A 12,659-nucleotide genomic window follows, 5' to 3' on the forward strand; every position below is an offset into this window, starting at 1 on the left:
TTCACCCCGGCCGCGCAGCCGGAGCTCGACGCCGTCACCACCTTCCTGGAGGGCAAGGGCATCCCGTTCACCACCTGGCAGGGCTGGTACCGCCTCGACGCGCACGAGCGCTCGCTCGGCGAGCCAGAGGGCCGCGAACGCGTCAAGGTGGTCGAGCGCGAAGACATGCTGCGCGCCAGCGAGCCACACAGAGTGTGATCCACCGCTTCGGCCAAGACAGCTGCAGCGCTTCGCTCGCGCTGAGGTGCGCGAATTCGAACAGAACGCCGGAAAGGCTCGTCGTCGAATTTCGACAGCGTCGTCATCGCACCGAAATCATCAAATGATTCTGGAGGAATTTCCGTGACTGATCGCCCACCCGTATGTGGCACATTTGGTGTGGTTTCAGCCCCCAATTGGATAACTTCCGCAGTTGGGATGTCGATCCTGGAGAAAGGGGGGAACGCTTTCGATGCCGCTGTGGCAGTCGGATTCACGCTGCAAGTGGTCATGCCGGCCTATTCGGCACCTGGCGGTGAGGTCGTCGTCACATTTTACAGCAAAGCCGAAGATACGGTTCGCGTTCTCTGCGGCCAAGGCCCCGCGCCGGCAGGCGCATCGCCGGGGTCATTTCTGAATCTAGGTTTCGAGACCGTACCGGAGTCAGGCGTTCTGAGCACAGCCGTTCCTGGTGCATTCGATGCATGGATGCTGATGCTTCGAGATTATGGAACGAAGTCGTTACGGGAAGTCTTGGAGCCGGCGATCGGATACGCGTCGTCCGGCTTCCCATTGGCGCCCCGCATGGCTAAACTGATCGGACATTCCAAGCATATATTCGCCAATTACTGGCCGACCTCGGCTGAATTATATCTGAACTCCGGCGAAGTGCCCAAGCCATTTTCGCTCATGAAGAATCCTGCTCTCGCAGAGACCTACGGCCGGATCGTGCGTGAGGCAGAGTTGGCATCCAACGATCGTGATGAGCAGATCGAGAAGGCTCGAGATATATGGCGACAAGGATTTGTAGCGTCAGCCATGGTGGAATTCCTTGCCACGCCGAGGGCCGATGCCAAGGGCGCATTTCACACAGGTTGGCTATCTGCAGATGATCTGACCCGATATCGCGCTACCTATGAGGATTCCGTACGGCTCGACTGGGGCGATTGGACGATCTGCAAGCCGGGCGCCTGGTCCCAGGGGCCGGTGATGCTACAGCACCTTTCCATGCTTTCGCCTGACGCAATCGACATTGCCGACTTCGAGTCTGCCGCCAACATACATACGCTGACGGAGTCCGCCAAACTCGCCTATGCGGATCGGGATGCCTACTATGGAGACAACGGCACCGTACCGATCGATTTCTTGTTATCGAGCGAGTATGCGGAAAGCCGAAAGAATGCTATTGCCGATCGCGCCACACTGAGCTTGACCCCCGGTTCGATCGCTGGAGCCGAGCCTCGACTCCCCGAACATGTTTACCGAGAACTCGAACGTAAACGACATGCGTTCGGCAAAGCGGAAAGCGATGCCGAGCCCCAGCCCACATTGCCGAACGGTGATACCTGTTACCTCGCCGTAGTGGACAGGTTCGGAAATTTCGTATCGGCTTCCCCTAGCGGTGGCTTCTTCTACACGTCGCCGGTGATCGGGGAGCTGGGATTTCCGCTGGGCAATCGGTTGCAGCAGACCTGGCTCGACAGCGGTCTTCCGAACACGTTGACACCGATGCGCCGACCGAGAACTACCATTTGCCCTCCCCTCGCCTTGTATCAGGGTGAGCCGTTCATGGCCTTCGGGTCGCCGGGCGGAGATCTCCACGATCAATGGGCTCTGCAATTCTTTCTCAGGGTAGCGGGGGGCACTCCACCCCAAGAGGCTGTCGAGATGCCACGCTGGCACACAGAGCACCTCATCAGCTCATTTGACCCCCATGACATCCAACTGGGTAGGCTTGCGATCGAGAGTTCGGTCGGGGAATCGGTGATCGACACCTTGCGCAAATGGGGTCATGACATCGAGATCTGCTCGCCCAAATCTCAAGGGCGCATGGCTGCGGCCGGTCGCGATACCGACTCCGGGTTGCTGTTCGGCGCGGCCGATCCACGCGGTGCCACCGTCTATGCATCCGGCCGATAGCGGCACTCATATGGATACAAGTTTTTCTCCGCTCGCGCGCCGCATGATTGCTGGACAACTGTTGGTCGGGATGGGGAATGGTCTTGTAATTCCGTCCTGGTTCCTCTTTCTCGATCATGTCCGAGGCTTCGGCCCCGGTGTGGCCGGTGCATCCTTTGCATTGCGGGCCACCGGGCTCCTGGCTGCGGCGCTGATTGCGGGTTGGGTAATGGATAGACGGGGCACGCGTGGCGTGTTCCTCACGGGAACCGTACTGACATTTATCGGAGCGATCGGCCTGGGGGTGTTTCGCTGGCCCGAGCTGGCATTGGCGGCAAGCCTGGCCATTGGTGCCGGAATCGGATGCACCGATCCGGCTACCCGTGGAATTCTGCTACAGTCCGTCCCGCTTTCATCGCGCAGTCGGGCCGCGACAGCGAGCTTCATGATGTGGAACCTCGGCCTTGGGTCAGGCAGCCTGCTCGGCGGGTTGATTGCCGATCCACTGCACCCCGTGACTTTCGAGGTGCTGTTCATCCTGCTGGCGATACTCGGTCTGGTCACCAAAGTCGTCTATCTACCTGCGATGCCACGCCGCCGAGCGACACCACAAACCACGGACGATGACGAGAAGGCACGGTTCATTCTTCGACCTGCGTTCCTTTGCTACCTGATGCTGACCCTGTTACTGCAGCTCGTTGGCTACGGCCAAGCCAACTCAGGATTACCTGGCATGGCCACCATCGTGCTCGGGGTGTCACCACAGATCGTCGGATTGGCCCTGGCCGTCAACACCATGGTGATCCTGTTGACCTATCCGTTGGTCCGCCGTCTCAGTCGAGGGATGCGTCCTGCCTGGTCGTTCGGCGTGGTTGGTTTGCTATGGGCGACAGGTTGGGTGCTGATGGGACTTGGTGCCCTGACCGGCCGTTCAGATCTGGCCGCCGATACTCTTATCGGCTTCTACGCGTTGTTCGGCATCGGCGAGGTTTTGCTCGCCGCCACGGCATCACCACTTGTTGCCGATCTAGCACCTCCTGGCGCGCTGGGCCGCTATCTGGGCATCGACATGTTCGTTCGTCAGATTTCCACGGCGCTCGGCCCGATCATGTCGGCGGCGTTCATAGCCAGCGCCCTGGTGACGCCCTACCTGGCGCTATGCGCCGGTGTCTGTCTGCTCGCCGTGCTCGTCGCGGTGCCATTACACCGACTGCTCACTGGCCATGACGAGAGCCGAGTACCCGACAGTCGTTCGGTGACAACGTAGGACGGAGGCGGGTAGCCCTTTCGTGGCACCGAAGCCGATGCCACGCGCGCACCTGCGGCGAACTGTTCCCAGGGATCACCGAAACCACTGTCACGGGCTCCGGACAGTGCCCCCAGTCGGACTCGAACCGACACTCGATGGATTTTAAGTCCACTGCCTCTGCCAATTGGGCTATGGGGGCGTCCGGGACAGCGTACCGAGTCGTACGGGTGTACCGGAATTCCGACTGTTCAAGGTGTGCAACGTGTCGGCGTCCTCCTGGAAAATGTTGGGCAGTCGACCAAAAGGGAAGAGGGGGTTGGGGAGTTTCGGGGGTGGGTGTTATCGCCTGGGCGGCAGGGGGATTCGGGCCAGGTCGGTGGCTATGTGGATGGTGCCGGAGAAGTGTTGGCGGGCTTCGGCCAGGTGGTCGGAGAGGTCGCGGTAGCGCTGTGAGAAGTGCGTGAGGACTAGTGTGCGGGTGCGCGCGTCGGCGGCGATGCGGCCCGCTTGGCCCGCGGTGAGGTGGCCGTATTCGGCGGCCAGGTGGGCGTCGGCGTCGAGGAAGGTGGCCTCGATGACGAGCATGTCGGTGTCGGCGGCCAGTTCGTGCACGCCGTCGCAGAGGCGGGTGTCCATGACGAAGGCGAAGCTCTGGCCGGGGCGCGGGTCACTGACCTCTTCGAGAGTGATGGTGCGACCGGATATTTCGACGTGGCCCTGCTGCTGTAGTTGCGTGATGATCGGACCGCTCAGTCTGTATTGGCGTAGACGGTCGGGCAGGATGCGGCGGCCGGATGGTTCGGTGAGCCGGTAGCCGAAGGTATCCACGGGATGCGACAGCGGAACCGCCGTGACAGCGAACGGCGCGCCGGGGAAGTCCACCGGGCCGGGCAGATCGATGGGGCGAGGCCGCAATTCGGCCCGCCGGTAGTACGAGGTGGCGTTGACGAGCCGGTCGTAATACTCGGCGCCCGAGGCGGGAAAGCACACGTCGACCGGATGTGGCACCTGGTCGAGATTGATCCGCTGGACCACACCGGCCAGCCCGAGGCTGTGATCGCCGTGGAAGTGGGTGATCGCGATTCGGGTGATGTCGGTCGCCGAAACCCCGGCGTAGGTCATCTGCCGCTGCGTCCCCTCCCCCGGATCGAACAGGACCCCCTCGTCCTCCCAGCGCAGCAGATACCCATTGTGATTGCGCTGCTTGGTCGGCACCTGACTGGCGGTCCCGAGGACGACGAGCTCCCGCTGCGACACGTTCGCCACGCTACCCGCGCACCAGCGCACGAAGCGTGCCCGCGACAGAGCGTCGAGAGCACGCCTCGTGCGCGTGAGCCATGTACCTACTCCGCAGGAGTGTTGCGCAGGACGGAGTGACGGCGGCTGTAGGCGAAGTAGATGACGAAGCCGAGGGCCATCCAGATGATGAACCGCAGCCAGGTTTCCACCGAGAGGTTCAGCATCAGCCAGAAGCAGGCGAGCACACCGAGAATCGGCACAACAGGCACCAGCGGAACGCGGAACCCGCGTGGCAGGTCGGGGCGGGTGCGGCGCAGGATGAGCACGCCGATCGAGACCAGCACGAACGCGAACAGCGTGCCGATATTGACCATTTCCTCGAGCGTGCCGAAGTCGACGAAGCCGGCCAGCACCGCGCAGACCACGCCGACGATCGCGGTGATCCGCACCGGCGTGCCGAACTTGCTGGTGTGCGCCAGCTTCCGTGGCATCAGTCCGTCGCGCGACATCGCGAACAGCACCCGGGTCTGTCCGAGGAACATCACCATGACCACCGTGGTGAGCCCGGCGAGCGCGCCGACCGAGATGATGTTCTTCACCCAGGTGTCGCCGTGGATCGCGAAAGCCGTTGCGAGCGTGGCGTTGTCACCGGACAGCTCGGTGTAGGGCACCATGCCGGTGAGCACCAGCGACACCGCGACGTACAGGATGGTGACGATCAGCAGCGAGCCGAGGATGCCGCGCGGCACCGCCTTCTGCGGGTTCTTGGTCTCCTCGGCGGTGGTCGCGACCACGTCGAAGCCGATGAACGCGAAGAACACCAGGCTGGCCGCGGCGAGCAGGCCGTACCAGCCGAAGCTGGTGTGCCCGGCGCCGGTCAGGAAGGAGAACAGCGACTGACGCAGCCCGTCACTCGATTCGCTGGGCTGCGACGGCGGAATGTAGGGCGTCAGGTTCTCCGACTTGAAGTACCTGATGCCGACGATCAGCACCAGCGCGATCACGGCCAGCTTGATCGCGACCGCCACCGCCGACACCCGCGAAGACACCTTGGTCCCGGTCGCCAGCAGCACGGCGAGGACCGCGATCAGCAGCACCGCGCCCCAGTCGAAGGACACCGAGCCGATGTGCACGATCGGCGTCGTGCCCATCACCTCGCCGAGGTACTGCGACCAGCCCTTGGCCACCACCGAGGTGGCCAGCGCGAATTCCAGGATCAGGTCCCAGCCGATGATCCACGCGACGAGCTCACCGAAGGTGGCGTAGGAGAACGTGTACGCGCTGCCCGCCACCGGAACCGTCGACGCGAACTCCGCGTAGCAGAGCGCGGTCAGCCCGCAGGCGATCGCGGCGAAGACGAACGCGAGCGAGACCGACGGTCCGGCCACATTGCCCGCGGTGCGCGCGGTGAGCGTGAAGATGCCCGCGCCGATCACCACCGCGACGCCGAAGACCGTGAGGTCCCACGCGGTCAGGTCCTTGCGGAGTTTGGAGTCCGGCTCGTCGGTGTCCTTGATCGACTGCTCGACGGATTTGGTGCGGAACAACCCGCCCCACCGAGCCGGGTCCTGTCCCGTCGCGTCGTCCGGCTTGCGGATCGCCACACCTTCTCCTCTACCTATGGTCATGCTGTCGAGCTGTCTATGGCCCGGGAGGCAGGCTAATGCACGCCCTCCATGTACTTGCTGATCCGTGGCGCGATGGCGGCCACGACCAGTCCGGCACAGACCGCGACGGCGCCGGTGATACCGAAGTAGGCGAATTCGTGGTCCTGGTCATAGAACCGAGCCAAAGTACCCGACATCGACGTGCCGATGCCAACCGAGAAAAAGTACAGCGCCATCATCTGTGCCCGGAAAGCTTCCGGTGCGAGCTGGGTGGTGACCGCAAGACCAATGGGTGAGAGCAGCAACTCCGATACCGCGAACCCGGCCATGACGGCGACGATGAGCAGGATCGGCACATGCTGCCCGGTGATGAACGACAGCGGCACGAACAACATGAACGCCAGCCCCATGCCGATCACGCCGAGCGCGAATTTGCGTGGCGTGCTCGGCGCGCGCGAGCCGAGCTTGGTCCACATGATCGCGAACAGCGGTGACAGCGTGATGATCCAGACCGGCTCGACCGAGCTGATCCAGTTCGACGGTGCGGTCCAGCCGAAGAGGCTCCAGTTGATCCGCTTGTCGGAGTAGCCCGTGAGCACCGTGAAGATCTGCTGGAACAGCGACCAGAACACCGCGTTGGCGATGAACAGCGGGATGAACGCGCGCACCCGGCTTCGCTCGATCGGCGTCACCTTGGCGCTGGTCAGCATGACGACGAAGTAGACGGCTGCCGCGGCGGCAATGACGCCGGTGGTCACGTCGGGCAGATTGTCCAGCGTGACGAGGCCGGTCAGGAAGGCCGCGGCGACCACCACCGCGGCGACGGCGAGCAGGCCGACGATCGGGCCGATCGCGCTGCGGGGCAACGGGTTCGGCACGTCACGGCCGTGCGTGCCGAGGTTGCGCCGGAACACGACGTACTGGATCAGGCCGATCGCCATGCCGATCGCGGCCGCGCCGAACGCGTAGTGGAAGCCGAGGTGGTCATGCAGCAGGCCGGTGAGCAGCGGGCCGGTGAACGCGCCGAGGTTGATGCCGAGATAGAAGAGGGTGAATCCGCCGTCGGCGCGGGCGTCGCCCTTCGGGTACAGCGTGCCGAGTAGCGAGGAGGCATTCGCCTTGAGCGCACCGCTACCGAGCGCGACCAGCACCAGACCGACGCCGACCCCGGTCAGGCCGGGCAGCACGGCCAGCGCGATATGCCCGGCCATCACCACCACGCCGCCGTAGAACACGGTCCGTTCCATGCCGAGCAGCCGGTCGGCGATCCAGCCGCCGAGCACGGTGGACAGATAGACCAGGCCACCGTAGGCGCCGACGATGCCGAACGCGGTGCTCTGGTCCTGCCCGAGCCCGCCGTCGGTCGCCGAGTAGTACAGGTAGTACCCGAGGATGCTGACCATGCCGTAGTACGAGAACCGTTCCCACAGCTCTACTCCGAAAAGGTTGGTCAGTCCGATCGGGTGGCCGAAGATGGTCCGACCGGCAATCGGTGAATCAGCCGTTTTTACTTCCGACATCCTCAGACCTTCCCATGTTTGCGATGATTCTTCGGCATCAACGCCCAAATCTCGAAGATCATCGCAGCGTCGCGCACGGTAGCGGATCGTGCCAGACTGCATATCGGAGCGTTTCTTCAGGCCCCGGATGGGCATCCGAGGAACCGCACGCCCGGCCACGACAGTCCCGCAAGACGACGAAAGTGACGCACGGATGGATCCGGTAGAAATCACGGTGCCCGCCTCGGTCGCGGACACGTTCGCGGTGCTGGCCGACGGCTGGTTGTACCCGCTCTGGGTGGTCGGCGCCTCGCATATTCGCGATGTCGATCCCGGCTGGCCCGCCGTCGGCACTCGCATCCACCACAGTGTCGGTCCGTGGCCGCTGAACCTGTCCGACACAACCAAGGTCCGCGAGGTGCACCCGCCGCGGATGCTGGAGCTGGAGGCGCGACTGTGGCCGGTCGGGTCGGCGTGGATTCGGTTGGAGCTGACCGAGATCACGCCCGACCGCACCCGGATCAGCATGTTCGAACGCGCGATCAGCGGCCCGGCGGCGCTGGTCCCCGACCTGGTTCAGACGCAGTTGCTCGCACCGCGCAACAAGGAATCACTGTCCAGGCTGGCCGATTTGGTCACCGGTAGAGCGCGCGAAGGCAAGTCCGACTAGCGAGCGTCAGGCGATGGAGAGGGCAATACCGTCGAGGATGTCGTGTTCGGAGACGACGATCTCGGAAATACCTGCGCGACGGGACAATTCGTCGGCAAGGACCTCCGCGATCACGCCACCGCCGCCGATCACGTCGACGCGGCCGGGATGCATCGGGCCGAGCGCGGCGCGCTCCTCGTGCGTCATCGCGATCAGCCGATCACACACGGCGCGAAGCTGATCCAGGGTGAGGCGGGTGAGATGGACCTTCTCCGAGTCGTATTCGGGGAGGTCGAGCGCGACGGCGGCCAGGGTGGTCATGGTGCCCGCGACGCCGACCCAGGTGTGCGCGCCTTCAACGGGCACCCGAGCGAAGGCTTCGGCCAGTCGTTCGGCGGCGAATTCCCTTGCCGCGCCGATCTGTTCGGCGGTCGGCGGGTCGCCGGGCAGGCAGCGTTCGGTGATCCGGACGCAGCCGATGTCGGCGGAGAACGCGGCCTGCACGCCGTCGTTGTCACCGAAGACCAGCTCGGTCGAGCCGCCACCGAGGTCGACCACCACGAAAGGCCCCGCCTCGCTGGACAGTTCGCCGATGGCACCGGCGAACGAGAGCCGCGCCTCCTCGTCGCCGGAGATCACCTCGGCCTCCGCGCCGGGTACCACGGTGCCCAGTTCGGCGCGGGCCATGGCGAAGAAGTCCTCGCGGTTGGACGCGTCGCGGGTGGCCGACGTGGCCGTCATCCGCACCCGGGTGACACCCGTCTTCCGCATCAGCGCAACATAATCGGCCAGCGCGACCCTGGTGCGCTCGATCGCCTCCGGCTGCAGTGAACCGGTCGCGTCGACGCCCTTGCCGAGCCGGACGATCCGCATCTCGCGGTGCACGTCGGCCAGCGTGCCGTCGTCGAGCACGTCGGCGATCAATAGTCGGATGGAGTTGGTCCCGCAATCGACGGCGGCTACCCGATCAGTCATGCTTACGCTCCGCTTTCCGGCGCGCCGACCCGCTCGTACTTCGGCCAGTCGGCCGGAATCGCGGTGCCGCGCAACCCATTCTCGGCGGCGAGTGCCACCGCCTCGTCGCCGAACGGGTTCACGCCCGGCCCCTTGGCCAGCGCGTGCGCGATCAGCACGTGCAGGCACTTCACCCGCTCCGGCATCCCGCCGCCGGTGAAATCGGTGCCGAGCGACTCGATCTCGTTGCGCTCGGCCAGGTAGCTCTCGTGCGCGGCAAGGTAGGCGGCGGCCAATTCCCGGTCGCTGCCGAGCCGTTCGGTCATCTCGCGCATCACGCCCGCGGATTCCTGCCTGCTCGCCTCGGCGGTGAGCCGCGGGTCGGTCAGGTAGTACAGGGTGGGAAACGGTGTGCCGTCGGGCAGGCGCGGCGCGGTTTTCACGACGGCCGGGATCCCATCGGGAGTGCGATAGGCGACGGCGAGCACGCCGCGCGGTTCGCGGCCGAGCTGCGTGGCGATGATCGCGAGATCCTGGTCGTTCGGTGTCACCTGGGTCCTTCCGGTCCTGGCGGCGGCGCGACGGGCGGCGCGGGTGGTGCTGCCTTGTCGGCCGCTGGGGCGGATTGTGGTTCGGAAATGCTGCGCCACAGCTCGGTGTACCAGGGGTCGGGCTCCCGAGACCTGGTCACCGCGGTCGGCGGGGCGGCGGCCTCCATGCCGGGCACCTGCACGATGTAGGGGGTCTCGCCGGGCAGTACCAGCCGCAGCCGGTCACGAGCCTCGGACCGGATATAGGCCGGATCCTGTTGCTGCGCACGACGATCGCGCAGCCGCTGCAAATCGGACTCCAGGTCCTTGCGCTGCTGATGCAGCTGCGCGGCCTCGGCCCGCTGGGTGAAGTAGGTGCGCATCGGCACGGCCAGGGTGAGCGCCAGCGCACACACCACGATGGCCAGGATCACCGCCTTGCCGGTGGACAGGCCGAGGATGGTGCGGTCGTGCTTGTCGTGGCCGGCACTGCGCAGGCCGACCTTTTGCGGCTCGGCCACCTTGGCGTCGGATCGCCTACGCGCCGTGCGTTTTACCGCCGCGGGCCTGGCGGCCGTCTCCGTATCGGATCCGGCCTTGGGTCGCGAGCTCGCCGAACGCGACGTGCGGCGGTCCCCACGCCCGGCTGGACTGGTTCCACGCGCACGTCGCTCCGTCATAGCGATCCCTTGTTTACTAACTCTCGAATGCGAAGCGCGGGAACGCGACGTCGCCCGCGTACCGCGCGGAGTCACCGAGCGCGTCCTCGATGCGCAGCAGCTGGTTGTACTTGGCAACCCGCTCGCTGCGCGCAGGCGCACCGGTCTTGATCTGGCCGCTGCCCACCGCGACCGCGAGGTCGGCGATGGTGGTGTCCTCGGTCTCGCCGGACCGGTGGCTCATCATCGTCTTGTAGCCGTTGCGGTGCGCGAGCTCCACGGCGTCCAAAGTCTCGGTGAGCGTGCCGATCTGGTTGACCTTCACCAGCAGCGCGTTCGCGGCGCCCTTGGCGATGCCCTCTTCGAGCCGCTCCGGGTTGGTGACGAACAGGTCGTCGCCGACGATCTGGATCTTCTCGCCGATCTCGTCGGTGAGCGAGACCCAGCCGTCCCAGTCGTCCTCCGACAGCGGGTCCTCGATGGAGACCAGCGGGTAGGAGCCGAGCAGGTCGGCGTAGAACTGGGTCATCTCGGCGGCGGTGCGGACACTGCCCTCGAACTTGTAGCCGCTGCCCGTGGTGTAGAACTCGGTGGCCGCGACATCGAGCGCGAGCGCGACATCGCTGCCGAGCTTCAGGCCGGTCTTGCCGATGGCGACGCTGATCAGGTCGAGCGCCTCACGGGTGCCCGCCACGTCGGGGGCGAAGCCACCCTCATCGCCGAGACCGGTGGACAGGCCCTTGGCCTTCAGCTCCGCCTTCAGCGCGTGGTACACCTCGGCACCCCAGCGCAGCGCCTCCTTGAAGGTGGGCGCGCCGATCGGGGCGACCATGAATTCCTGCACGTCCACGCTGGTGTCGGCGTGCGCGCCACCGTTGAGGATGTTCATCATCGGCACCGGAAGCACGTGCGCGTTCGGGCCACCGAGGTAGCGGAACAGCTCCAGGCCGGAGGACTCGGCCGCGGCGCGAGCCACCGCGAGCGAGACACCGAGCAGGGCGTTCGCGCCGAGACGGGACTTGTCCGGGGTGCCGTCCAGGTCGAGCAGCACCTGGTCGACGGTGCGCTGTTCGACCGCGTCCAGGCCGATGACGGCGGGCGCGATCTCGTCGAGCACACCCTCGACGGCCTTCTGTACGCCCTTGCCGCCGTAGCGTTCGCCGCCGTCACGCAGCTCGACGGCCTCGTGCTCGCCGGTGCTCGCGCCGGAGGGCACAGCGGCCCGGGTCAGGGTGCCGTCGTCGAGGGCGATCTCGACCTCGACAGTGGGGTTGCCGCGAGAATCCAGGATCTCGCGAGCTCCGACCTGTTCGATGATGGCCACGAAAACGACACTCCTTAGGCTGCAGGCACGGTGGGTATTACGGAAATTGCCGTGCGCTGCGAGCCTAGCGTCCGCTGAGCTGGGCGGGTAACCGGCACTCCGGTGGAGCAGGTCATACCCGGCGGCCGACGCTGTACGCCGCGGCGCGGTCGCGCACGGTCAGCAGGTAACTGTTGGATTGGTTATAGGTGAGAAGCGCCTTCTGCCAGCCCTGCTCAGAGGTCAGGTCGCCGCCGCTCGCGCACAGGTAGCGGGCCGCGGTGAGGGCCGCGTCGTCGATGTTCTGCGGGTCGGCCACGCCGTCGCCATTGGCGTCGACACCCCAGCGCTTCCAGGTTTCCGGGATGAACTGCAGCGGACCGATCGCGCGATCGAACTCCGGGTCGCCGTCCATCGCACCGCCGTCGGTGTCCTTGACGAGGGCCACGCCGGGGGCACCGTTGAGCGGGATGCCGATGATCGGCGGGCGCACCGTGCCGTCCGCATCGATCCGCGAGCCGCCGTGCGAGCCGTGCTTGCTCTCTACGCTCCCGATGCCCGCGATAGTCGTCCAGGCGATGCCGCATTCCGGTTTGGACCTGGCCATGACCGCCGCCGCGTAGCCGTAGGCCTCCAGCGCGACCGCCGGAATGGCCATCCGGTCCGCCTGTTCCTCGGCCCAGCCGCGTAACTGAATCGCTGTTCGGCCGGGACCGTCCAGATCGAACAACGGCAGCGGTGTGCCAGGGCCGGGCGGGATGCCCTCGGGAATCGGCGGGAGATCGCGATCGATCCCGCAACCGGCGAGCGCGAGGGTCACCATGACGGCGGCCAAAGCGCCGGTCTTCTTGAGGAGCACTCCACCTATCATCC

11 protein-coding genes, 1 tRNA gene and 1 pseudogene are annotated in these 12,659 nt (G+C 65.5%); 4 read left to right on the forward strand and 9 right to left on the reverse strand.

All coding sequences use genetic code 11. From position 1 onward, the window contains the following. From ACIBK2_RS38550 to ACIBK2_RS38560, 3 genes and pseudogenes are all read left to right on the forward strand, one after another. Nucleotides 1–198: pseudogene (locus ACIBK2_RS38550) on the forward strand (pyridine nucleotide-disulfide oxidoreductase); the annotation flags it as partial. A gap of 219 nt (nucleotides 199–417) precedes the next feature. Next, complete coding sequence (locus ACIBK2_RS38555; RefSeq protein WP_396974965.1) at nucleotides 418–2,118, forward strand: gamma-glutamyltransferase family protein; 1,701 nt, start codon at nucleotides 418–420, stop codon at nucleotides 2,116–2,118. A gap of 10 nt (nucleotides 2,119–2,128) precedes the next feature. Then, entirely contained in the window at nucleotides 2,129–3,364 is a 1,236-nt protein-coding gene (locus ACIBK2_RS38560; RefSeq protein WP_396974967.1) for an MFS transporter, read from the forward strand. Between the two features lie 107 nt (nucleotides 3,365–3,471). Here ACIBK2_RS38560 and ACIBK2_RS38565 read toward each other — a convergent pair. The 4 genes from ACIBK2_RS38565 to ACIBK2_RS38580 form a co-directional block, all read right to left on the reverse strand. Beyond that, nucleotides 3,472–3,545, reverse strand: a tRNA-Leu gene (locus ACIBK2_RS38565). A gap of 140 nt (nucleotides 3,546–3,685) precedes the next feature. After that, nucleotides 3,686–4,603, reverse strand: coding sequence for a ribonuclease Z (locus tag ACIBK2_RS38570; RefSeq protein ID WP_396974969.1), 918 nt, complete (start codon nucleotides 4,601–4,603; stop codon nucleotides 3,686–3,688). A gap of 86 nt (nucleotides 4,604–4,689) precedes the next feature. Further along, nucleotides 4,690–6,189: an amino acid permease gene (locus tag ACIBK2_RS38575; protein ID WP_396974971.1), complete on the reverse strand. Its 1,500-nt coding sequence runs from the start codon at nucleotides 6,187–6,189 to the stop codon at nucleotides 4,690–4,692. A 56-nt stretch (nucleotides 6,190–6,245) separates the two neighbouring features. Beyond that, entirely contained in the window at nucleotides 6,246–7,712 is a 1,467-nt protein-coding gene (locus tag ACIBK2_RS38580; RefSeq protein WP_396974973.1) for a peptide MFS transporter, read from the reverse strand. Nucleotides 7,713–7,905: 193 nt separating this feature from the next. Here ACIBK2_RS38580 and ACIBK2_RS38585 point away from each other — a divergent pair, with 193 nt between their 5' ends. Then, nucleotides 7,906–8,361 carry an SRPBCC family protein gene (locus ACIBK2_RS38585; protein ID WP_396974975.1) on the forward strand — a complete coding sequence of 152 codons (456 nt, stop codon included), beginning with the start codon at nucleotides 7,906–7,908 and terminating at the stop codon, nucleotides 8,359–8,361. Between the two features lie 6 nt (nucleotides 8,362–8,367). Here ACIBK2_RS38585 and ACIBK2_RS38590 read toward each other — a convergent pair whose 3' ends face one another. The 5 genes from ACIBK2_RS38590 to ACIBK2_RS38610 all read right to left on the reverse strand — a co-directional run bounded on the left by ACIBK2_RS38590 (nucleotide 8,368) and on the right by ACIBK2_RS38610 (nucleotide 12,657). After that, nucleotides 8,368–9,315 carry an exopolyphosphatase gene (locus ACIBK2_RS38590; protein ID WP_396974977.1) on the reverse strand — a complete coding sequence of 316 codons (948 nt, stop codon included), beginning with the start codon at nucleotides 9,313–9,315 and terminating at the stop codon, nucleotides 8,368–8,370. A gap of 2 nt (nucleotides 9,316–9,317) precedes the next feature. Then, a complete protein-coding gene (locus tag ACIBK2_RS38595) occupies nucleotides 9,318–9,845 on the reverse strand; it encodes a DUF501 domain-containing protein (protein WP_396974979.1) in 528 nt (175 codons plus the stop codon). After that, nucleotides 9,842–10,504, reverse strand: coding sequence for a septum formation initiator family protein (locus ACIBK2_RS38600; RefSeq protein WP_396974981.1), 663 nt, complete (start codon nucleotides 10,502–10,504; stop codon nucleotides 9,842–9,844). The genes ACIBK2_RS38595 and ACIBK2_RS38600 overlap by 4 nt, the downstream gene beginning before the upstream one ends. Nucleotides 10,505–10,520: 16 nt before the next feature. Further along, nucleotides 10,521–11,807, reverse strand: coding sequence for a phosphopyruvate hydratase (gene eno / locus ACIBK2_RS38605; protein WP_396974983.1), 1,287 nt, complete (start codon nucleotides 11,805–11,807; stop codon nucleotides 10,521–10,523). 112 nt (nucleotides 11,808–11,919) lie between these two features. Next, nucleotides 11,920–12,657: a lytic transglycosylase domain-containing protein gene (locus ACIBK2_RS38610; protein ID WP_396974985.1), complete on the reverse strand. Its 738-nt coding sequence runs from the start codon at nucleotides 12,655–12,657 to the stop codon at nucleotides 11,920–11,922. Between the last annotated feature and the right edge of the window lie 2 nt (nucleotides 12,658–12,659).

It is taken from the genome of Nocardia sp. NPDC050175 (assembly GCF_044459885.1).
In the GTDB taxonomy this organism is placed as follows: domain Bacteria; phylum Actinomycetota; class Actinomycetes; order Mycobacteriales; family Mycobacteriaceae; genus Nocardia.

Coding starts and splice junctions, on each gene's coding strand:
- ACIBK2_RS38585 (WP_396974975.1), top strand. CDS start 7,906: ATGGATCCGGTAGAAATCACGGTGCCCGCCTCGGTCGCGGACACGTTC.
- ACIBK2_RS38590 (WP_396974977.1), bottom strand. CDS start 9,315: ATGACTGATCGGGTAGCCGCCGTCGATTGCGGGACCAACTCCATCCGA.
- ACIBK2_RS38555 (WP_396974965.1), top strand. CDS start 418: ATGTCGATCCTGGAGAAAGGGGGGAACGCTTTCGATGCCGCTGTGGCA.
- ACIBK2_RS38580 (WP_396974973.1), bottom strand. CDS start 7,712: ATGTCGGAAGTAAAAACGGCTGATTCACCGATTGCCGGTCGGACCATC.
- ACIBK2_RS38560 (WP_396974967.1), top strand. CDS start 2,129: ATGGATACAAGTTTTTCTCCGCTCGCGCGCCGCATGATTGCTGGACAA.
- ACIBK2_RS38610 (WP_396974985.1), bottom strand. CDS start 12,657: ATGATAGGTGGAGTGCTCCTCAAGAAGACCGGCGCTTTGGCCGCCGTC.
- ACIBK2_RS38600 (WP_396974981.1), bottom strand. CDS start 10,504: ATGACGGAGCGACGTGCGCGTGGAACCAGTCCAGCCGGGCGTGGGGAC.